A 20891-nucleotide genomic window follows, 5' to 3' on the forward strand; every position below is an offset into this window, starting at 1 on the left:
CGTGGATGCCCGGGACTAGCCCGGGCATGACGAATGAGAGTCCGGCATCTCCGGTCGTCATGCGCGGGCTTGACCCGCGCATCCATCCTCTTCCGAAAAAGAGTTCCTTTGAAAGATGGATTGCCGGGTCAAGCCCACGGCTGTCCGGTTTAGATTTAGCATAGCTGGAGGCTCATCTGACGTTGATCTTGGCTGGTCGAGGGCGATGGATGGAGCAGGTTGTCGATGGGTCGGCGGTGCATGAGGTTGGCGCGGATCAGTCTGGTGAAGACGATCGGACTGGGAATATTCTTGTGGGCGGCTTGGGCCAGGCGCAGCAGCAAGAAGGCGATGAGCGCAACGGCGATCTGGATGCGTACGGCATTCTCGGAGGTGCCTACGAAGCGAGTGATCTTGAGGGTCTGCTTGATCCAGCGGAAGAACAGTTCGATGGCCCAGCGCCTGCGGTAGAGATCGGCGATCTCCTGGGCGCTGGCATCGAGGTCGTTCGACAAGATGCGGAGCTCGGTTCCGCTCTCGGTCACGACCCTCACCTCGCGCACCGCATCCTTGATGGGATTGCGACGGCTTCTGGCTTGGCGGGCGGGGAGATAACCGATGCGGTCGGAGAGGATGTTGCTGCCAGCCGTGACCGCCAGCTCTTCGACCAGATCGAGCGGAGTATTGGACTTGAAACGGGTGACGATCCGGCAGCCGACGGCGTCGAGTTCAGCCCACCAGGCATAATCGTAATAGCCAAGGTCGAAGACATAGGTGGCTCCCGGCTCGATCGGCATTTGCTTGGCCGCGGTGATATCGTTGACCTTGGCCGTGGTGACTGCGGCATAGATCGGGCGATCGGCGTCGGCATCGTAAATCACGTGTACTTTGGCCCCGCAGACCCCGGCCGAGAACCGAGCCCAGCCGGCGCTGCGCTCGTTCAAGCGTGCGCTCGTGGCATCGATCAAATAGGTGGTCTCGGCGAGCTTGCGCCGCAGGCTGCGATGGGCCTGCTTCATCATGATCGCCAACAGCTCGGTGAACACGGCGGCAGGCCGCTGTGCATTCGCATCCGAGAAGGTCGACCGCCGAACCGGGCCGGCGCCCACATGGTAGAGCCGCACGGCGTGGCTCGAAAGCCCCGTCACGATCTCCCGCAAGCTCGCTGCACCCGAAAACTGGCCGTAGAGCAACGCCACCAACTGGCTCTTGGTCGAAAGTCGCCGCACCCGCGCATCGGCATCATGGTCTTCCACAAGCCTGTCGAACTGATGCCACGGAACGTGCTTCAGAAGTCCATGAAATACGCTATTCTCATGCCGCATGGTGTTGATCTCCATTCGTGTTCCGGATCGCTTGCAGACGTCCAGGACCGAATAGAATCAATGCCATGCGCTTCGTCCACAAAAATTGAACCGGACAGCCGTGGGTCAAGCCCGGCAATGACGATGTGTAAAATAGGCGAACTGCCATGAACCTGCAGTTCCTGATCCAGCTCCTCGTCAACGGCCTCGTGGTCGGCACGCTCTATGGCGTGGTGGCGATGTCGTTCGTGCTGATCTACAAGGCCACGCAGGTGGTGAACTTTGCGCAAGGCGAATTGCTGTTGGTCGGCGCATGGGTCTGCTGGGCGTTGCTGACCAAATATCAGGTACCGTTCTGGGTCGGCATGCCGCTGACGCTGGTGTTCATGTTCGCCTTCGGGATCGCGATCCAGGTTGTGATCCTGCGGCCGATGATCGGCGAGCCGATCATATCGGTGATCATGGTCACCATCGGACTGTCGACGGTGTTTCAGGCTTCGCTGAAATGGATCTTCGGCGTCAACCCGCAGCCGTTCCCGCAGGTGTTCACCAGCCAGTCCGTGAATCTGCTCGGCCTGCAGATCCAGACCGTCTATGTGATGAGCCTCGTCGTGTCGGTGGCGATGATGGTGGGCATGGCCTGGTTCTTCCGGGCGTCGAAATACGGCCTCGCCATGCGCGCCACCGCCTTCAACCAGCAGGTGGCGCAGTCGCTCGGCATTTCCGTGAAAAGCGTGTTTGCGATGGCCTGGGCGATCTCGGCCACCGTCTCGGCGGTAGCGGGCGTCGTGGTCGCCGTGGTCAACGGCGTATCGTCGGGCCTGTCGGCCTATGGCATCAAGGTGTTTCCGGCGGCGATCCTCGGCGGACTCGACTCCATCGGCGGCGCGGTGCTCGGCGGCATCATCATCGGGCTATTGGAAAACATCGCGCAATACATCGACAGCGAATATCTGCACTGGGGCAATCTCTACGAAGTCGCGCCATTCTACGTGCTGATCATCATCCTGATGATCAAGCCCTACGGGCTGTTCGGCACCCAAGACATCGAGCGGGTGTAGGCAAAATGGCAGGCCCCTCTCTCATTCCTTCCGGCGACTTCCGCACAACTTACGCGGCCGACACCACGATCTTTCCGACCACCACCAGCCGCAACGCGGCGATCGCCGGTATCGTGCTGATTTGCTTTGCGCCGCTGGTGCTCAGCGCCTACTGGCTAAGCATCCTGATCCAGATCGGCATTTTTGCCATCGCAGCCCTCGGCCTGAACATTCTGGTCGGCTTTACCGGGCAGATTTCGATTGGACATGCCGCATTCTTTTTGTTGGGCGCCTTCACCTCGGCCTATATCTCGAACACGCTGCCGATCCCGGTATTCTTCGCCATTCCGCTGGCGGGCGTGGTCACCGCGCTGGTCGGCCTGATCTTCGGCGTACCGGCAGCAAGGCTGAAGGGGCTCTACCTCGTCATCGCGACGCTGGCGGCACAATACATCCTGCTCGATTTCTTCTCGCGCGCCGACTGGTTTTCTGGCGGCTCGGTGCCGGCCAGCGCCAATCCGTTCTCGATCTTCGGCTACACCTTTCGCGGCGACCGGCAATATTTCTACGTGGTGCTCGCCTATCTCGTGGTCAGCTACCTCCTGGTGACCAATTTGATGCGCACCCGCGACGGCCGCGCGCTGGTCGCGATCCGCGACCACTATCTTTCCGCGGAGATCATGGGCATCAACCTGACAAAATACCGCACGCTGTCGTTCGGGCTGGCGGCATTCTTCGCCGGCATCGCGGGCGCGCTCTATGCGCACTATCAACTGGTGGTGTCGAACGAGGGCTTCGGCATCGAACGCTCGATCATCTTCCTGGCGATGGTCATCATCGGCGGCACCGGCTCGATCATGGGCACGCTGATGGGCACCGCTTTCGTGGTGCTGCTGCCGGAATCGATGGAGTGGATCAGCGCGGGCCTCAAGGGCAGCGCCATCGACAAGGCGCTGTCGCTCAACAACAACATCACCTTCCTGCGCGAGATCGCGATCGGGTTGATCATCATCGCGTTCTTGATGTTCGAGCCGGACGGGCTCGCGCATCGCTGGCGGCAGATCAAGACTTACTGGAAGCTTTACCCGTTTTCGCATTGAGGTTGGAACGGGACCGACTACAATAGACCCCAACAAAGAAACCGGAGGAGATTGCCCATGACCATGAAATCCCTACTCGGCACCGTTTCGCTCGCGCTGCTGCTCGGCGGCGGCTCAGCGACGGCGCAGGCCCAGATCGCGATCGGCCATCTCGCGGATTATTCCGGCGGCACCTCGGACGTCGGCACGCCCTATGGGCAGGGCGTCGCGGACACTTTCGCCTGGGTCAACAAGAACGGCGGCATCGGCGGCAAGCAGCTCAATGTCGATACCAACGATTACGGCTACCAGGTGCCGCGCGCGATCGCGCTCTACAAGAAATGGTCCGGCGGCGACAAGGTCGCGGCGATCATGGGCTGGGGCACCGCGGATACCGAGGCGCTGACCGGCTTCCTGGCGCAGGACAAGATCCCGGATATTTCCGGCTCCTATGCCGCGGCGCTGACCGATCCGGAAGGCAGCAGCGGCAAGGCAAAACCCGCGCCGTACAATTTTTTCTACGGCCCGAGCTATTCGGACGCGTTGCGCGCCGAACTGACCTGGGCGGCCGAGGATTGGAAAGCCAAGGGCAAGCCGGGCAAGCCGAAATTCGTCCACATGGGCGCCAACCATCCCTATCCCAATGCGCCAAAGGCGGCCGGCGAAGCGCTCGCCACCGAACTCGGCTTCGAGGTGCTGCCGCCGCTGGTGTTCGCACTGGCGCCCGGCGACTACAGCGCGCAGTGCCTGAGCCTGAAGAGCGCCGGGGCCAACTACGCCTATCTCGGCAACACTGCGGCCTCCAACATCTCGGTCATGAAGGCCTGCAAGACCGCCGGCGTCGACGTCCAGTTCCTCAGCAACGTCTGGGGCATGGACGAGAACGCCGCCAAGGCGGCCGGAGACGCCGCCGATGGCGTGATCTTCCCGCTGCGCACGGCGGTCGGCTGGGCCGGCAACGCGCCCGGCATGAAGACGGTGATGGAAATCTCGGGGATGTCGGACCCGACCGGCAAGGTCTATCGGCCCGTGCACTATATCGCCGCTGTCTGCACCGCGCTGTACATGAAGGAAGCCCTCGACTGGGCCGCCAAGAACGGCGGCGCGACCGGCGAGAACGTCGCCAAGGGGTTCTACCAGAAGGCCAACTGGGTGCCGGCAGGCATGGAGGGCGTCTGCAATCCCTCGACCTGGACCGAGAAAGATCACCGGCCGACCATGAAGGTCGATCTCTATCGCTCGAAAATCTCGGGTCCGACCGACGGCGATCTCAATGATCTCATGGCCAAGGGCACCATCAAGCTTGAGAAGGTCAAGACGGTGGAACTGCCGCGCAAGCCGGAATGGTTTGGGTGGTGAGATGAACTACAAAGGCGTCATGGCCGGGCTTGTCCCGGCCATCCACGTCTTACTTTCCGCCAGCGAAGACGTGGATGCCCGGGACAAGCCCGGGCATGACGAACTTGACAAGTGACGAAGCCCAAATGACCGAAGCCGCCGATTTAGCCCGCGCTTCAAGCGCCGTCACCATGCCCGCCCCGCTACTGAGCGTGCGCAACATCGAAGTGGTTTATGACGACGTCATCCTGGTGCTGCGGGGCCTGAGCCTCGAGGTGCCGCAGGGTGCGATCGTGGCGCTGCTCGGTGCCAACGGCGCGGGCAAATCGACAACGCTGAAGGCGATCTCGGGACTGCTCAAGACCGAAGACGGCGAAGTCACCCGCGGCGAAATCGTCTTCAACGGCGAACGTATCAACGGAATCGATCCCGACAAGATCGTTCGGCGCGGCATCTTCCAGGTAATGGAGGGCCGCCGCATCATCTCCGACATGACGTCGCTGGAAAACCTGAAGCTCGGCGCCTTCACCCGCAGCGACAACGAGATCGGCGCTGACATCGACATGGTCTTCAACTACTTCCCGCGGCTGAAGGAGCGCACCGGCCTGGCCGGCTATCTCTCCGGCGGCGAGCAGCAGATGCTGGCGATCGGCCGCGCGCTCATGGCGCGCCCGAAGATGATCCTGATGGACGAGCCGTCGATGGGCCTGTCGCCGCTGCTGGTCAAGGAAGTGTTCGCGATCATCAGCAAGATCAACCGCGACCTCGGCGTCACCATCCTGCTGGTGGAGCAGAACGCGCGCGCCGCCCTTTCGGTCGCGAGCCACGGCTACATCATGGAGCAGGGCAAGGTGGTGCTCGACGGCAGCGCCGACGAATTGCGCGACAACGAGGACGTCAAGGAATTCTACCTCGGCGGCGCCGGCGACCAGCGCAAGAGTTTCAAGAATTTGAAGAGCTTCAAGCGACGGAAGCGATGGCTGTGAGCGCCTCTTCTCCCTCGCCCCGCTCTTGCGGGGAGAGGGTCGGGGTGAGGGGCTCTCTCAGCAGGCGGACTCGCGGAGAGTCCCCCTCACCCGAAATTCGCTCTGCGAATTTCGACCTCTCCCCGCAAGCGGGGCGAGGTAACCGAGATAAGCGAGACTGCATATGACCGACCACTACGACGCCCTTGAAACCCGCCCGCCCGCGGAACGCGAGGCGGAGCTGTTTTCGCGCTGCCGGACGTACTGCGGAAGGCGATGGCGGCGCCGGCCTATGCCGAGCGCCTCAAAGGCATCGATCCCGCCGATATCACCAGCCGGGCCGCACTGGCTGGGCTGCGGGTGCTGCGCAAGTCCGATCTCCCGGCCCTGCACAAGGCCGCCCCGCCGTTCGGTGGCCTCGTCCCGGGCCTCCCTGGTTCGTTTGGGCGGCTATTTACCTCGCCGGGCCCGATCTTCGAGCCCGAACCCGCGCATGCCGATCCCTGGCGCGGCGCGCGGGCGCTGTTCGCGGCAGGCTTCCGGCCGGGCGACGTGGTGCTGAACACCTTCAGCTATCACCTGACGCCCGGCGGCTTCATCTTCGATGCCTCCGCGCGCGCGCTCGGCTGTGCGGTCATCCCGGCCGGACCCGGCAACACCGAAGCCCAGTTCGAGCTGATCGAGGCGTATCGCCCGGCCGGCTACAGCGGCACGCCTGATTTCCTCAAAATCCTGCTCGACGCGGCCTTGAGCGCAGGACGCGACATCTCGTCGATCAAGCGCGCACTGGTATCGGGTGCCGCATTCCCGAAGTCGCTGCAGGAGGAAATAAAATCCCGCGGGGTGGAAGCCTACCAGGCGTTCGGGACCGCCGATCTCGGCCTGATCGCCTTCGAAACCCCGGCCCGCGAAGGCATGGTCGTCAACGAGGACCTGATCCTGGAAATCGTGCAGCCCGGCACCGGCGATCCCGTGGCCGAGGGCGATGTCGGCGACATCGTGGTCACCTCGCTCGACCCGCATCACCCCTGGATTCGCCTCGCGCTCGGCGACCTGACCGCCGCCCTGCCCGGCCACAGCCCCTGCGGACGCACCAACATGCGCATCAGGGGCTGGATGGGCCGCGCCGACCAGACCACCAAGGTCAAGGGCATGTTCGTGCGTCCCGAGCAGATCGCGGAGATCGGCAGGCGTCATCCCGAACTCGGGCGGCTGCGTCTCGTCGTCAGTCGCGAGGGCGAGACCGATGTAATGACGCTCAGGGCTGAATGCGCGTCCCCGGCCGGAGGCCTTGGCGGTGAAATCGCCGCGACGCTGCGCACCGTGACAAAGCTTCAAGGCGCCGTCGATCTCGTGGCGCCGGGACAACTGCCCAACGACGGCAAGGTGATATCAGACGAGCGCAAGCCGGTCTGATCTCGTGACCAAATCGCCTGCCTAAAACTGGCGAACGAGATCAATCACCTCGTCCTGCTGCTCGCGCGTGATCTCCGCGAACATCGGCAGCGACAAAATGCTGCCCTGGTCGCGATACGCATTCGGAAACTGCTCGGGAACGTGCCCAAGGCGGCTGTAGGCGGCGAGAAACGGCAGCGCGGTCGGATAGTTGATGGCGGTCTGCACGCCGTTGGCGTTCAAGTGCGCCGCGAGCGCATCGCGACGCGGGTGTTTGATCGTGTAGAGATGATAGACGTGCGTGCGATCCGCCCCGACCTGGGGAATCACGACACCTTCGATCTGATTGAGGCCGGCATCGTAAATCTTCGCGGCATCCTGGCGCGCTTTGGTCCAGTCTGGCAAATGCGGCAATTTGGCCGACAGGATCGCCGCCTGCATGCCGTCGAGCCGGCTGTTGATGCCCTCGATGCGATGCTGATGTTTTACCACGCCACCGTGTCGGGCGAGCATGGTCATGTGCTCGGCTAGTTCGCTGTCGTTGGTGACGACCGCGCCGGCATCGCCCATCGCCCCCAGATTCTTGCCCGGATAGAACGAATAGGTTGCGGCGGCGCCGAACGTGCCGATCTGCCGCCCCTTGTAGCGCGCCAGATGCGCCTGCGCGCAATCTTCAATCACCCAGAGATTGTGCCTAGCCGCGATCGCCATGATCGCGGCCATATCCGCCGGCTGCCCGTACAGATGCACCGGAATGATACCGACCGTCCGCGGCGTGATCGCCGCCTCAATCGCCGTCGGATCGATCGTAAAGGTGGCGCCGTCGGCGTCGCAGAACACGACCGTAGCGCCGGCATGCGTGATCATTGCGGACGTGCTGATCCACGAATGCGCCGTGGTGATGACTTCGTCGCCCGGCTCAACCTTCAGCGCGGCCATGGCCAGATAGAGCGCATCGGTGCCATTGGCGCATGAGACGCAATGCCCGGCATCCACCGCGCCGGCGAACTCCTGCTCGAAAGCATCGACGTAGGGTCCGCGAATGAACGCATTGTCGCGGATGACAGCGGCAATTGCGGCGTCGATCTCGCCCTTGATCTTTTGATACTGAAGCTGCAGATCCGCAAACGGTACCGACATTGATCGTCTTTCTTATTTACGCGGCGGAAGCCGGCGCGCGGGGTTTCCCGCATAGGTGCCGGCGGCGGTTATGTCAGCGGTCACAACCGCCCCTGCCCCGATCACGACATCGTCGGCGATGCGCACCGGCATGATCGTGGCATTGGAGCCGATCGAGACCCGATTGCCTATCACGGTTTCGCGCCACAGTTCCTTACGTCCGCCGGATGGGCCGCCGCTCGAGAAGGTGTCATTGATGAACATGACGCCATGGCCGACAAAGCAGTCATCGCCGACCGTCACCAGTTCGCAGATAAAGGCATGCGACTGCACGCGGGTACGCGCACCGATGCTGACGCCCTTCTGGATCTCGGTGAAAGGGCCGACAAAACAGTCATCGCCGATCCTGCAGCCGTAGAGGTTGCACGGTTCCACGATCCTGACCCGGGCGCCGAATTCGACGTCGCGCACGCCGATCTGATGCACGTCCGGCTGGTTCACGACGCCACACCGAGCCGGCTCAGCCGCGGCGTGAAGCGCAGCGCGACTTCCTGGCCGGTCTCGATCGACTCATAAAGCGCGGAGATCAGCTCGAGACTCTTGCGCCCCTCAAGACCGTCCACCAGCGCCGCGCGTTGATTGATCAGGCAGTCGATCACATGCTGATAATAGGCCTGATGGCCGAAGCCGTAGACGTTCGGCGGATTGACGGAAAATTTCTCGACCACGTCCTTGTCTGACGCAAGTTCGTTCACAAACCGCCAGTGCCTGATCTGGTTGACGGCGAAGCCCGCGATTTCAACCGTCCCCCCTGCGCCCAGGATCGAGAGCGAGCCTTCGAGGTCCGTCGGCCGCGCCGCAGTGGTCGCCTCGATAATTCCCAGCGCGCCGTTGCGGAATTTCAGCGTCGCGACCGCGGTGTCCTCGGTTTCGATTTTTGCAAGCGCGGTGATCGCGCGTGCATGAACGCTCACGACATCGCCGAAAAACCACTCCAGCATGTCGACGTGGTGGCTGGCCTGGTTGGTAAGCACGCCGCCATCATAGGCCCACGTGCCGCGCCACTCGTCCTGATCGTAATAGGCCTGGTCCCGGCACCAGCGCACGCGCACGGTACCCAGAATCAGGCGCCCGAACCGTCCGGCTTGCAGGGCTTCGCGCGCCTTGACGACTGGGACGTTGAAGCGATTCTGCTTGACGATAAACAGCTTGACGCCGGCTTCGTCACAGGCGCGGATCATGTCATCGGCGTCCTGAAGCCGCAACGCCATTGGTTTTTCGACGACGACGTGTTTTCCTGCCCTGGCACAGGCGATGACATGTTCAGGGTGCATTCCGCTCGGCGTCAGAACCGCTACCGCGTCAATGTCGTTCCGCGCCAGAAAGTCATCGATATCGTAAAGCGCGGGAACGCCGAACTTCGATGCGACGGCGTCGGCGCGCGCGCGAATCGGATCGCAGACGGCGACGAGACTGGCCCGGTCGATATGACCGCCGCCCAACAACTCGGAATGACGCTTCGCAATGCGTCCACATCCGAGCAGGCCGAATCTAATCATTGCAACTTCCTTTGCGGCGGTCGCCGGTTCGCAAGAAAATCGAAAAGGCGGTGGACGCAGGTGCAGTATAGACCCCCGTTCTATATTAATAAAAGCCACTGTAAATCAAGGCGTTTAGGGGCGCTATTCGAACTGTCCGCGATCGTTGTCCGGCCCGACAAAATTCGGCATTGCGTCTGAGCATCCCAGCTGCGCTCGCGAGGCCACGCGACGGCCTTTGACCGGCTAATTGCGGGTTGTGCGCCTTTGGCGATTAAGCTATCTCGCTGCGAGAAACGCCCGCCGCAAACGATGGCAAACGACGAATGGCCGATCATCATCCGCACGATCGAGAGCGCCTCCGACTTGGCCTGCTGATTTGTATCCACATCGTCATTTCCTGCGTATCTCTGATTTATCTTGCGGATAACAGGTTCCCGATCGCCTTCGAACCCACCACGTTTCACATCTTCTATGATCCCTCGCGATGGTACGTCGCGGTTGCCGTGGTGGCGGCCTTTGCGCTTGTCTCGCCTCTTTTCGTACTCGCAAGCTTCAGCTTCGGCTACTTTGTCGGGTTCTATTTTTACATGATGGTTCTCAGCTATCTTTGGCTGAGCTGTTTCACAAATTTGCACTACGACCATCGTTTGGCGGGGGTTTCCGCCGCAGCATCGGCTATTGCGTTTCTCTTGCCCGCCCTCTTTATCTCATCACCGATCCGGCAGGCATATGCGCTGTCGGAATCGGCGTTTGACCGGCTTTTGACGTTTATCATGTTGCTGGGTGCCGCTACGGTCGCCATTGGCGCAGCCTACAGTTTCCAATTTGCTTCTATCGACGACATGTCCGCCCTTCGGAATAAAATCGTATCCCCGACGATACTGAATTATTTGATCGGAACAACTTACAGCGCATTATTGCCGTTTGCCTTTGCGGGCTTTGCGGCACGCAAGGCCTACTGGCGAGCCGGCGCTGTCCTGCTTCTTCTGTGTTTCTTCTATCCGATTACGCTCACCAAGATCGCCCTTTTTACTCCGTTCTGGCTCATTGCAGTATTTTTGCTTTCAAAGCTCGCCGACGCCAGAAGCGCCGTCGTGCTGTCGTTGCTTGTTCCGATTGCTTCGGTGCTTTTCCTGGTCATCCTGTTTGGGGCACCCACGTCATTGCTTTTTTCCATCGTCAGTCTTCGGCTTGGGGCAATTCCATCGATTGCGATGGACGTCTACAACGACTTCTTTTCCAGGCATGAGCTCACCTACTTCTGTCAGATATCGTTCCTGAAACCAATCATGCATTGCCCTTATCAGGAACAATTGGGAATCGTGATGCTGAAGGCTTACCAGCTCGGCAATTTCAACGGTTCGCTGTTCGCTACCGAAGGCATCGCATCGGTAGGGGTGTGGTTCGCGCCTGTTACCGTGTTCATGTGCGGGCTGGTCATCGCGCTCGGCAATCGCTTGTCCGCCGGACTCCCGGCCGGCTTTGTCCTGATCTCCGGAGCGATTATTCCCCAGGCTCTGCTCAATGTGCCCCTCACTACGGTTCTGCTCACGCACGGTGCGGGACTTCTGTTCCTTTTATGGTACGTGACGCCCCGCACAATTTTCGAGCCAGGAACCGGCACGCAGAGCGCTGCCCACCAGCTCGACCCGCCAGAAACGCAGTGGAGGTGCGCAATCCGGTTTGATCCATCACATCACCGCCGCGACGATTGAACCGCACTCCGTACGACCTGTACAAAATCCGCGGCAAAGGCCGCCACCCGCTCATTGAGACTCGGCAGCAGATCGCGGGCCACTGACGGTTGCGCGGTTTGCGACACCTTCGAGAGGTGATCAGCCAGCATCCCGGGATCGTCGATGCCGAAATAGCGCGCCGTGCCGCCGGTCTGTTCGCGGTGAACATCGATGTCGGAAAGGATCAAGGGCACGCCGAACGATTTGGCCTCCTCGACGGTCGTGCTCCAGCCCTCGAAGCGAGACGGGTTGATGAGCGCCATCGAACTCCGCAACAGGGCGTACACGTGGTCCAACGGAATCATTCCGAGGTAGCGAAAATTCGTTTCGAGATCGCGATCCTTGACCTGCCTCATCAGGCCGCCGAAATAGTCTGCTTCACGGGGATCATCCGGGCTGCCTGAGGCCGCGACGACGACATCCGGCCCGCGCTTCTTCAGAAGGGTCAGCGCGTCGACCACGACCTGATGGTTCTTGTGCCGCCAGAACTGATTCGGCAGATAAAAATATTTTGGCGGCAAGCCATATTGCGCCAGGATTTCGGACGGCTTGGCGGTCAGCAGGGCAAGCGCGGGCTGCGTCGCGAACCGGACCACCGAGATGCCGTTCGTCAAACCCGGATAAAATTTCCGGCAGTCGCGCAGCGCGCTTTCGCTGCTCAGCATAATGCGCCGGCCGGACGCCACCTGGGCGCGAAAGCCAAGATCGCGACGCCACCGTGCTGCCGGCGAAAACAGCTGCGGCAGCCGGCGATGCTGAAAATCCGGAAACCACGCGATCGCCGGAAAAGGCAGACGCCAGCCGAAAAAACGGGCGTTTTCGAACACAAGATCGATGCGTTTGGCCTGAAATTCGGCCGCAGCCGAGCTGTCGACCCCAAACGCGAGCGCACGCGCAAGACCTGAATGACGACGGTCAAAGACAGCCGATCGCACGACTTCGACCGCGGGGATCTGTGAGAGAGCCGCTAGTTCGGCGGCATCGTCATCCATCCCGGCGAACACAATGGGGCTGATTTCACCGGGGCGATAGCGGCTCAGGGCATCAAAAAGGTTGAGCTGGTAGTTGTAACCGCCGGCCCAAAGGCGGCGGGGGATATTCGTGAAGGCGACCCGAAGCGGTGCACAGCCGCTCAACGGACCTGACCCTTGAACCAGTTCACATAGTCCGCAAGGCCGCGGTCGATCGGGATGCGCCAGTCGAATGGCAGGCGGCGCAAGCCGGCATCGTCGGCCAGCAGGCTGAAAGGATCTCCTGCCCTGACAACGCCGGAATAGCGCACGGCGATGGGTGAGCCCCAATTCCTGACCAGCATGCTCGCGATGCCGGCGACGCTGGTGCCACGCCCCGATCCGCCATTGATAACCCGAAACGGTTCCTGCTGCGGCAGTTCGCCGATCCTGGTCAGCAGCCGGACGACGTCACGCACGTCGGTCCAGTCGCGTATTTCGTCGCCGGTTCCGCCCAGAACCAGCGTTCGTTCGCCCTGCGCAAGCCGGGAACAGATGTCCCACAGCAATTGCTTGCGAAGATGCGGTCCGTAAACCGAGAACAATCGCGTCACGGTGCTGCGAACGCCGAAGCTCATGGCGTAGCTTCTGCACAATTGCTCCATCATTAGCTTGTGCTGACCATACGGCGACATCGGAGTCAGCACCGCATCCTCGGAGATCGGGCCGCCGTGGTCCGCGCCGTAGACCGCCGCACTTGACGCGACGATCACCGGACATTCCGGTGCAGAGCCGCGAAGCCACTCCAGCAATCGCGCCGTGCTTGCGACGGTGCGGGAGAAATCCTCGAAAGGCTGCGCGATCGACAATCCGACCGACGATCCGCCCGCAAGATGAAAAACCGTTGACGGCAATCCGTGTCCGGCCGCGAGCGCATTCAGATTGGCCGCGTCGATCTCGCCATTCAGCCAGCTCTGCAGGCCGAGACGTTGTTTTTCGAGGTCTTCAAGCGCGCCATGGCCGATGCCATGGACGGCGTAGCCGGCGTCCGCCAATTCGCGGGCCAGGTAACGACCGATGAAACCATTGGCCCCGGTGATCCAGACGGTCATGGCGCCGCCTTGTGGCCGACAAACGAGTAAAGCCTTCCCGGCCGGTTGTCGAAGCGCTCGGCGATCGAAAGCAGCGCTCGAAAAATCCGATTGGAACCAAGTGCCGCACGCCACAGCGGCCTTGCCGGTATCTTTTGCGAAACCTTGTCTATGACGGCATCGCGCAGGCTGTCGATCGTGTAGGGGAACAGATTGATCGGACTCTTGAGCGGAGACAGCACCTGCAGGGGGCCAAAACCCGCAGCTTTCAACGCGCCTATATAGCGGTCGAGAAGAAACGCATGCTCGCCGCCGTAGAGGTGATGCAGGGGATGTCCATCGAGGAATTGACCGAGGTCGGTCTCTTTGCTGATCACATGCTCACGCGCGGCGATCAGGATTCCACCCGGACGCAGCACGCGATACATCTCGGAACACGCAAGCTCGAGATCGCGGGTGTGGTGGAGGACAGCCCGGGCAAAAACAACACCGAACGCACCATCGGCAAACGGCAGACGTTCGGAAAATTCCTCGACTACGCTGATCGGCAGCGCGGCTTCCGCCGCCAGCGCACGGATCGCGCCGGCGCCGACGATGGCGCTGGGATCCGGCTCGAGCGACGTGACCTGGAATCCGTCCCGCGCGAGCGCGTAGCTCGCGATCCCGCGCCCGGCGCCGACGTCGAGCGCTTTGCCTCCCCGGCCGCGCAGCAGTTGGGAAACCGCCTGCCATTCGCCGCTGCCCCGATAGCGCTCGGCAGCCGCGACCAGCGGGTCGTCGTAAAACGCGTCAACAACGAGTTGCCGCCGCGCCGGCTGGTTGCGAAGCCAGACCACCGCGTCTTCCCAGGACAGTATTTTTGGATCCATCTCCATCCCAAGGCCTTGACCGCAATTTGCAGGCTCGCACAGGAAAGCTTGCGTCGGGTACTATTCGCTAAGCAATGAGACGCAAACAAGCAATGGCTCTCGACGACGCCGCGCGATCATTGCCCCTGCCCTGTCCACTGTGTACGTCAAAAACGACGGCGTCCTTGACACCCTCCGCGTCCGACCGTTGCCAGCCGTCCTGCGAATAGCGAAAATATTCGATTTCACAGGAGGCCGGCCCGAATGCGTCTACCAGTTGCCTCACCATCGCGTCATCAAATACCTGATACCAACCGAGGTTTCGCCGCGAACCGAAGGGAAAAGAGACGTAACATGTCCCCCCAGGCCTCAGAATCCGCCGGAATTCCCGGGCGGCGGCGAGAAAACCCGTATCATCGCGCTCGGCCCGTTGCTGATCCGAGGTGTAGAGCAGTGTATTATCGAGTCCGACATGCTCGATCGTTGAAATGCAAATCACGATATCAAATGTCTGATCGTTGAAAAACGTCTCCCTCAAGTCTCCATATACATAAGAGACGCCGTCATACCATTGGCAGTATTTCTCCGGCGCCAGGGTCATAATGGTGAGATCGCTCCCCTTCAACGGCGCTCTGTTCAGAATGAAATCGTGATTGAGGATCGATCCGGCGTCGAGTATCCGCGGCCTTGTTTTTCCTGCCTCGGACAGATGACCAAAAAGCCAAGGGTATTCGACAACCCGTTCATCTATCGCGACCCCGAATCCAGCCGGAAGGCCCGCTCCGGGCTTCACGGCGCGCTGATCGATCGCCGCCTCAATCGCCTGCCGTTTGCTTGTGTAGTAACCTGCACTCCAGGGCGGGCGTCCCCGCAGCCAATATAGCGGCAAGGCCGCTGCGTCGATAGCGGATTTGATTTTGAATGCGATTGCGCCGGTATGCATGTCGCTCTTTCCAAATCAGCGAAACGATTTCAACTCCTAAATCAGAGAAACGATTTCAACGAAACGCTGCCACTGCAACGTCTTGTTATAGAAACCGCCAACCATTTTCCTTCCTCGCGCGGCGACAAGATTTCCATCTGCTCGGTTCGATAAAATCTGACCAGCCAGATCGACTGCTTCATCCGGACTTTTGTAGGTGAACATCGTCTCGCCATTCTTCATTCCGTCAGGATAAATCCCGTCGTCGGAGAGCAGCAACGCGCCACATCCCATGGCCTCGAAACATCGCATATTGCCACGGTCATGGCCCGCCATGTCGATCGCCCCATTGAGCACAATCTTCGCGTTGCCGATCAACTGATACAGATCTCGACCAAAAACCGGCGCCCTGGCGATGTCCTTGATGGCTTTCGGACGCCGGAGATTTCGAAGCTGCGGAAGGAGCCGCCCAGGAAGGCTTTCCGCAAGCCGCGTCATCCGGGAGGCATCCAGACAATATACCACGTTCCGATCCGGGCTTAGAGCGGCGATAGATTGCAGCACTTTGACGCGGGTCGAGTGGTGCCGCGAGTAGCCGCCCACGAATAGAATATCTATCGCTCTTTCGGCGTGTCCGTAACCGTCCATCTCGGGGTCCACGGCTGGACAGAAATATCCAACCTTGCAGCCTTTGAGACGCCAGTCCTCAAGAATCGAGGGAAAGTTACAAACAACCATGCCGTAAGCCGAGAGGTCTACGCCGCCGGACGGAGCTGCACGCCAACAGATCGTCTTTTTGACACAGCCCGGAAGCCGCCGGACGAATGAACTGTCATATCGCATCGGATCGGTGTTGTAGAAAACTTCCGTGCGATGGTCTTCGATCTGCGCAAGCAGAATTTCGGCGAGGTCACTTTGGCGCATGTCGTGCTCTCGCGCCCACGCATGCTGCAATATCCTGTCATCACCGTTCGTGAAGAACGTTTCACTATCGCCATCCAATACGGGTTTTAGAAAGTGCAGGGCTCCAAATCGATCATTTAGGAGCTGTCGTCGCCTTGCCCCGAAGCTGTTGTCCTTTGCCGACAACTCGTTCAACCGGCGCAGGTACGAACTGTGAATCCCGCTGTTTTGGAACATACGCATTTGCGAACCGTCTTCTTAGAACCGCACCGTTTTGATGATCATTCGGTGCCGCCCGCGAAAATCGTGAACAGGTCAATTGAACCAAGCGCTCGTTGGCGGGATCACGATTGCCACCGGGTGGATTTACCAGACCAAGGCAACGCGATACTTGATACAAGCAAAACAGCGGCTGGCAAGCGGTAATCGTCTTATTAATGTCGCTCCCGCACTATCAGCGTAACGATGAGTACGAAAACCGCGCGACAGGCCGTTTTTTTGAATGCCCGCACCTGTAGATCAACTTGTTAGGTCAGCATCTGGCGAAGCGCGCAACGACCGCACGACCCTGGCCGGATTGCCCACCGCCAGCGAATACGGTGGTATATCACGCGTGACAACAGAGCACGCACCGATAACCGCTCCTTCGCCGATCGTAACGCCCTTTAAGATGCTTACGTTAAATCCCACCCAGGCTTTGTTGCCGACGACAACCGGCGCATGCGGGACGTGTTCCCAATCTTTTTGACCTTTATCCCAGTCACGAACGTCATGCTTGCGCTTTGCCCATTCGAGGCTGTGAGAATCGTGGTCCACGATAGTGATTCCCCACGACATAATGACATCGTCGCCGATAACGAGACTTCGGTGGCAGACGAAATCGCTACGCCCCACAAAAGTACGGCTACCGATTTGGATTATTCCGCCCCTTTCCTCAAAACTTATATCGGCATGGATGATTGAATCTTCCCCGACCAATAGCAGGTTTCCCGAGACGCGCTTCAGTCTTCGCCATGCGATGGTCGTCCCACGGCCGATCTTGGCGGAGCCCGAACGCCGGGCCTTCCATCCCAACATGGAGTCGATCAGCGTTACCAGGAAGCGCCTCAACATGTCAGAGCCTTGCCATCATCCATTTAGCATTCAGATAGGGCCAAATCCGCCCAACCGACTCCCAGTCCCATTTCTTCGCTGCGGTCAGGCGGTCGACCGTCTTACGCAGCCTCACCTCATCGACGAGTTCGGAGAAGGCCGGGACGTTCCGGTCGAGGAGAGCGGCCGCCCAACCCGAAAGCGGTCCATTCAACCATTCCGGCATCGGTGAATTGAGGCCTACCTTGCGACGTCCCATGCGGATTGACTCGGGCATCCGGCCTTCCATCGCCCGTCGCGCGAGCATCTTGGTATAGCCGTCGGATGACTTGCTCGCTTCCGGAAGCGCCATCGTATAGGTTACGAGACGCCAGTCCATAAATGGCATCCGCACTTCGACGCCGTGAGCCATCGAGACGCGATCGAAGTTGCGCAGGATGGTCGGCAGCACCGTGCTGTGAAACATTCGATAGAGGCGCCGGTTCAACGCACCCCATTCGCTCGGGAGCGCATCGCCATCGCCGACAAGGGGCAATTCCGCCGGAATGCCGCGCAGCCCGCCGCGCAAAAAATAATGCCCTTCGGCTCTGACCGTTATGGCGCGCAGTATGTCGATGCATCGCCTCGCCAACGGCGAATTGGAAGCCGCTCCCGCGAGGATATTTCTGAGACGAAATGCTCCCGATTGCCCTTCCTGAAGATAGGCTCCCATCAACTCGTCGGCGCCGTGGCCATCGAGCGAAACCAGCACCTTGGCGCGCCTGAGCTCGCGGTACAGCTGCCAGGCGGCGCTCGGCAGCGATATGTAGACATCGTCATTGTCGTCGAGGATGCGGTCGAGGTCCGTCAGCGCGTCGTTCCGGCCAATTTCCACGAATGTCGGGTCGACGTCCGCCCACGCAGCTGCTTGTTCCGCCATCGGTCGCTCATCGTTCGATGCTCCCGGAAACGTTGCGACAAAGGCGTGGCGCCAGGCGGCGCTGTCGCGCGGCCCCATCCCTGCTTTCGCGTGCGCCGCCATTTCGCAGATGACGGCGGATGAATCGAAGCCGCCGGAAAGGCAGGTTCCGATCGGCACGTCGCTGCGCATTCGCAGCGCGACCGCATCGCGGAACAATTCACCGAAGCGCTCGACCCTTTCGGCCTCGGTATCTGGAACCGATGGCAGGTGATCGAGGGTACACCACCAGCGCCGGATTTCCAGTCGGCCGCCCCGCAACCACATGCAATGCCCCGCCTGCAGCCGGCGCACCTCGCGGCAGAGCGTGCGTTCGCTGCCTTCGACCCCGAAAGCATCGAGCATCAGCCTGCGTGCCACGTCGATATCGATCGAAGGCGCAATCAGTCCGCTTTGCACCAGGGCCCGCTGTTCCGACGCAAACACGAGACGATCCGGCGACATCGCATAAAGCAGCGGCTTGATGCCGAAACGATCCCGCGCGAGAAACAACTCCCTGGTCTCGGTGTCAAATATCGCCAGCGCCCACATTCCGTTGAAGCGCGTCAGCATCCCTTCCTGCCACGTTCGCCACGCCGCAAGGATCACCTCGGTATCCGATTGGGTCCGGAAGTTCGCACCCAGTGCTTCCAGTTCGCGGCGAAGTTCGAGGAAGTTGTAGATCTCACCGTTGAAGACGATCGCGTAACGGCCATCGCTCGACAGCATGGGCTGGTAACCGCCCGGGCCGGGATCGATGATGGCCAGCCGCCGGTGACCGAGAGCTACGTTGCGTTCCGCACTGAACCAGTGTCCGGCACCGTCCGGGCCGCGATGAGCCACCAGGGCGGTCAGACGTTCAATTTCAGCCGGCTCCACGGCCTGGCCGCTGACGTTGACGATGCCCGCAATTCCACACATGACTAAACGACTTTCCCGGGCAAGAAACGGCTGGCGATCGCACGCATATCCCGCCAGCACGTCTCGCCGTAGGGCCCAATTCCTGAAACAGCGACAACAACGACGAAGATGATGCCCGCCGCCGCCCCATAGGAGGCCCCGACCAGCCACCAGTGCGGCGCCTGGTCGAATAATCGTTCCCCCACGAGATAGCGCAAGGAGGTCGCCGTGATGATACCCGTTCCCAGCGGCAGCAAGACAAAGTGGCCAACCCGAGGCCACATGCCTGGCATGCCGAAGCTCTGCCGCAGCAAGGACATGGTGATGACGATCTGCGCAATCATGCCGAGACAGGCGCTCCAACCCGCCGCCTGCCATCCGAAGTGAGGCAGCACCACGGCGCTTGTAGCCAGCGTAACGACAGCCGTCGTCAGCGCGATCAAGGCGGTGGAGCGTGACCGACCTTGGGCCAGTAGATAGTATGCGAAGACATTGGAGGCACACCCCAGCATTCCGGCGGCGGCCAGCACGACCAGCAACCCCTGGGTCGCGATGGCAACGTCTCTTCCAGTCCAGACCTGAAGCAGAGGCCCTGCGATGGGGATCAGCGCGCCCAGGGCAGTAGCCGCCAGGACATTCAGCACCCAGGACGAGCGAAACAGCAGGTCGGCCATTCGATCGCTCGATTCCTTTTGCAGGGAACTAAAAAACGGAAACAGGATTTCGCCGATCTTCAAAATGCCGATATACATGGCCTCTTCGAGACGCTGGGCGATGGTGTAATATCCCACGAATTGGGGCGCCAGAAACGCTCCAAGCAGATATCGATCTGCCTGGCCCGCGATCACGCCACTACCCTGCGCGGCGAATTGCCATGCTCCCACATTGAAAAGCCCGCCCAGCGGCCCGCGATGCAGCGCGGGGCCCGCCATCCACTCGCCCGCTACCCGGCGCGAGATTGCGCATGAAACCAGCAGCCCCCCGGCAAAACCGAGGGCCTGACAGCCAAGAAAGGTCGAAGCCTGTGGCCAGCGCGGGACCAGCACCAGCATCGACGACGTCGAGATGACCGCGATCGCCATGCTGATCGAGGCCAGCCGCGGATAGTCCTGTCGCGCGGTGAAAAGCGCCAGAAACACCCCAGAGATGCATTGGCATAACCAGCCGCCCGCGCCGAGCAGAAAGGCAAGGCCCAGATCATTGGCGACCGCGCCCTCGAGATGAAACACATGACGGGCAAGCGGTGGACCGGCCAGCGACAACGTCGCCGCGATCGGAACTCCCGCAGCGCCCGCCAGCAGCAGAGCGGTCGCAAAGAAACGACGCGCTTCAGCCTTCTCGCCTGGCGCCAGCCGGCAAGCCAACTCCCGGGTCGTCGATAGTGCGAGGGAGTTGCCGAACGCCAGTGCGGGCGCAACGCACGCCGTCACCAGACCGGCGACGCCGAAAGCGCTAGCTCCCAGCCGAAACAGGACGAATGGAAGAACGAGCAGGTTCAGTCCCACGCTGATGAGAAAGGCGCTCGCATTCCAAGCCGAGTTTCCCAGCAAATGAGAACCAGTTTTTCCAGCTGCCATTTCAGCGATCAAATCGCATCGTTGTCTGACCCGTTCAACTAACAGCCTGGAAAGCGGCACCGTGCCGCCGGATCGGCCGCGCCGTGCAGGACCGGATTATAAGGCGTTCCCGGACCAATACCAATCGGCCTTCGCGCGCGCGGCCCAGCGAAACGGCGACACCGTTCCCAAGGCG

The 20891-nt window shown here is 60.9% G+C and carries 17 protein-coding genes and 1 pseudogene; 6 read left to right on the forward strand and 12 right to left on the reverse strand.

From position 1 onward, the window contains the following. Positions 1 to 155: 155 nt before the first annotated feature. A complete protein-coding gene (locus B5527_RS27680) occupies positions 156 to 1304 on the reverse strand; it encodes an IS4 family transposase (RefSeq protein ID WP_079607136.1) in 1149 nt (382 codons plus the stop codon). A 146-nt stretch (positions 1305 to 1450) separates the two neighbouring features. Here B5527_RS27680 and B5527_RS27685 point away from each other — a divergent pair, with 146 nt between their 5' ends. The 5 genes and pseudogenes from B5527_RS27685 (at position 1451) to B5527_RS27705 (ending at position 7121) form a co-directional block, all read left to right on the forward strand. Next, positions 1451 to 2344: a branched-chain amino acid ABC transporter permease gene (locus tag B5527_RS27685; RefSeq protein ID WP_079604352.1), complete on the forward strand. Its 894-nt coding sequence runs from the start codon at positions 1451 to 1453 to the stop codon at positions 2342 to 2344. Between the two features lie 5 nt (positions 2345 to 2349). Then, entirely contained in the window at positions 2350 to 3423 is a 1074-nt protein-coding gene (locus B5527_RS27690) for a branched-chain amino acid ABC transporter permease (RefSeq protein WP_079604353.1), read from the forward strand. Positions 3424 to 3480: 57 nt separating this feature from the next. Further along, positions 3481 to 4761 (forward strand): ABC transporter substrate-binding protein, encoded by a 1281-nt coding sequence (locus B5527_RS27695; protein WP_079604354.1) that lies wholly within the window; start codon positions 3481 to 3483, stop codon positions 4759 to 4761. A 125-nt stretch (positions 4762 to 4886) separates the two neighbouring features. Further along, the gene (locus B5527_RS27700) at positions 4887 to 5726 is read left to right on the forward strand and encodes an ABC transporter ATP-binding protein (protein WP_079604355.1); all 840 of its coding nucleotides are present in this window, start codon (positions 4887 to 4889) and stop codon (positions 5724 to 5726) included. A gap of 163 nt (positions 5727 to 5889) precedes the next feature. Beyond that, positions 5890 to 7121 (forward strand): annotated as a pseudogene (locus B5527_RS27705) (phenylacetate--CoA ligase family protein). Between the two features lie 21 nt (positions 7122 to 7142). Here the strand turns inward: B5527_RS27705 and B5527_RS27710 are convergent. The 3 genes from B5527_RS27710 to B5527_RS27720 are packed head-to-tail and all read right to left on the reverse strand — an operon-like array spanning position 7143 to position 9778. Beyond that, complete coding sequence (locus B5527_RS27710; protein WP_079604356.1) at positions 7143 to 8240, reverse strand: DegT/DnrJ/EryC1/StrS family aminotransferase; 1098 nt, start codon at positions 8238 to 8240, stop codon at positions 7143 to 7145. A 12-nt stretch (positions 8241 to 8252) separates the two neighbouring features. Beyond that, positions 8253 to 8720, reverse strand: coding sequence for an acyltransferase (locus B5527_RS27715; protein WP_079604357.1), 468 nt, complete (start codon positions 8718 to 8720; stop codon positions 8253 to 8255). Then, positions 8717 to 9778, reverse strand: coding sequence for a Gfo/Idh/MocA family protein (locus tag B5527_RS27720; protein WP_079604358.1), 1062 nt, complete (start codon positions 9776 to 9778; stop codon positions 8717 to 8719). The genes B5527_RS27715 and B5527_RS27720 overlap by 4 nt, the downstream gene beginning before the upstream one ends. Positions 9779 to 10083: 305 nt before the next feature. On the opposite strand from B5527_RS27720, the gene B5527_RS27725 reads away from it, so the two are divergent. Continuing rightward, positions 10084 to 11475 carry a hypothetical protein gene (locus tag B5527_RS27725; protein ID WP_197689216.1) on the forward strand — a complete coding sequence of 464 codons (1392 nt, stop codon included), beginning with the start codon at positions 10084 to 10086 and terminating at the stop codon, positions 11473 to 11475. Here the strand turns inward: B5527_RS27725 and B5527_RS27730 are convergent. The 8 genes from B5527_RS27730 to B5527_RS27765 form a co-directional block, all read right to left on the reverse strand. Then, on the reverse strand, positions 11457 to 12632 hold the full coding sequence (locus tag B5527_RS27730) for a glycosyltransferase family 4 protein (protein WP_079604359.1): 1176 nt from the start codon (positions 12630 to 12632) through the stop codon (positions 11457 to 11459). The genes B5527_RS27725 and B5527_RS27730 overlap by 19 nt on opposite strands. Then, on the reverse strand, positions 12629 to 13558 hold the full coding sequence (locus tag B5527_RS27735) for an NAD-dependent epimerase/dehydratase family protein (protein ID WP_079604360.1): 930 nt from the start codon (positions 13556 to 13558) through the stop codon (positions 12629 to 12631). The genes B5527_RS27730 and B5527_RS27735 overlap by 4 nt, the downstream gene beginning before the upstream one ends. Next, on the reverse strand, positions 13555 to 14406 hold the full coding sequence (locus B5527_RS27740) for a class I SAM-dependent methyltransferase (RefSeq protein WP_197689217.1): 852 nt from the start codon (positions 14404 to 14406) through the stop codon (positions 13555 to 13557). The genes B5527_RS27735 and B5527_RS27740 overlap by 4 nt, the downstream gene beginning before the upstream one ends. 67 nt (positions 14407 to 14473) lie before the next feature. Further along, positions 14474 to 15328, reverse strand: coding sequence for a class I SAM-dependent methyltransferase (locus tag B5527_RS27745; protein ID WP_079604362.1), 855 nt, complete (start codon positions 15326 to 15328; stop codon positions 14474 to 14476). 36 nt (positions 15329 to 15364) lie between these two features. Continuing rightward, a complete protein-coding gene (locus B5527_RS27750; protein WP_079604363.1) occupies positions 15365 to 16453 on the reverse strand; it encodes a glycosyltransferase in 1089 nt (362 codons plus the stop codon). A gap of 276 nt (positions 16454 to 16729) precedes the next feature. Then, positions 16730 to 17323: an acyltransferase gene (locus B5527_RS47180; protein WP_079604364.1), complete on the reverse strand. Its 594-nt coding sequence runs from the start codon at positions 17321 to 17323 to the stop codon at positions 16730 to 16732. 1 nt (position 17324) lies between these two features. After that, positions 17325 to 19160: an asparagine synthase (glutamine-hydrolyzing) gene (asnB, locus tag B5527_RS27760; RefSeq protein ID WP_079604365.1), complete on the reverse strand. Its 1836-nt coding sequence runs from the start codon at positions 19158 to 19160 to the stop codon at positions 17325 to 17327. A 2-nt stretch (positions 19161 to 19162) separates the two neighbouring features. Next, on the reverse strand, positions 19163 to 20716 hold the full coding sequence (locus B5527_RS27765; RefSeq protein WP_154072563.1) for a lipopolysaccharide biosynthesis protein: 1554 nt from the start codon (positions 20714 to 20716) through the stop codon (positions 19163 to 19165). Positions 20717 to 20891: the final 175 nt, after the last annotated feature.

It is taken from the genome of Bradyrhizobium erythrophlei (assembly GCF_900129425.1).
Taxonomy (GTDB): domain Bacteria; phylum Pseudomonadota; class Alphaproteobacteria; order Rhizobiales; family Xanthobacteraceae; genus Bradyrhizobium; species Bradyrhizobium erythrophlei_C.

What these genes read in the sequence shown, in the direction of transcription:
- B5527_RS27695 (WP_079604354.1), top strand. Translation starts at nt 3,481, where the DNA reads ATGACCATGAAATCCCTACTCGGCACCGTTTCGCTCGCGCTGCTGCTC.
- B5527_RS27735 (WP_079604360.1), bottom strand. Translation starts at nt 13,558, where the DNA reads ATGACCGTCTGGATCACCGGGGCCAATGGTTTCATCGGTCGTTACCTG.
- B5527_RS27745 (WP_079604362.1), bottom strand. Translation starts at nt 15,328, where the DNA reads ATGCATACCGGCGCAATCGCATTCAAAATCAAATCCGCTATCGACGCA.
- B5527_RS27720 (WP_079604358.1), bottom strand. Translation starts at nt 9,778, where the DNA reads ATGATTAGATTCGGCCTGCTCGGATGTGGACGCATTGCGAAGCGTCAT.
- B5527_RS27700 (WP_079604355.1), top strand. Translation starts at nt 4,887, where the DNA reads ATGACCGAAGCCGCCGATTTAGCCCGCGCTTCAAGCGCCGTCACCATG.
- B5527_RS27725 (WP_197689216.1), top strand. Translation starts at nt 10,084, where the DNA reads ATGGCCGATCATCATCCGCACGATCGAGAGCGCCTCCGACTTGGCCTG.
- B5527_RS27690 (WP_079604353.1), top strand. Translation starts at nt 2,350, where the DNA reads ATGGCAGGCCCCTCTCTCATTCCTTCCGGCGACTTCCGCACAACTTAC.
- B5527_RS27710 (WP_079604356.1), bottom strand. Translation starts at nt 8,240, where the DNA reads ATGTCGGTACCGTTTGCGGATCTGCAGCTTCAGTATCAAAAGATCAAG.
- B5527_RS27680 (WP_079607136.1), bottom strand. Translation starts at nt 1,304, where the DNA reads ATGCGGCATGAGAATAGCGTATTTCATGGACTTCTGAAGCACGTTCCG.
- B5527_RS27765 (WP_154072563.1), bottom strand. Translation starts at nt 20,716, where the DNA reads ATGGCAGCTGGAAAAACTGGTTCTCATTTGCTGGGAAACTCGGCTTGG.
- B5527_RS27685 (WP_079604352.1), top strand. Translation starts at nt 1,451, where the DNA reads ATGAACCTGCAGTTCCTGATCCAGCTCCTCGTCAACGGCCTCGTGGTC.
- B5527_RS27750 (WP_079604363.1), bottom strand. Translation starts at nt 16,453, where the DNA reads ATGCGTATGTTCCAAAACAGCGGGATTCACAGTTCGTACCTGCGCCGG.
- asnB (WP_079604365.1), bottom strand. Translation starts at nt 19,160, where the DNA reads ATGTGTGGAATTGCGGGCATCGTCAACGTCAGCGGCCAGGCCGTGGAG.
- B5527_RS27740 (WP_197689217.1), bottom strand. Translation starts at nt 14,406, where the DNA reads ATGGATCCAAAAATACTGTCCTGGGAAGACGCGGTGGTCTGGCTTCGC.
- B5527_RS47180 (WP_079604364.1), bottom strand. Translation starts at nt 17,323, where the DNA reads ATGTTGAGGCGCTTCCTGGTAACGCTGATCGACTCCATGTTGGGATGG.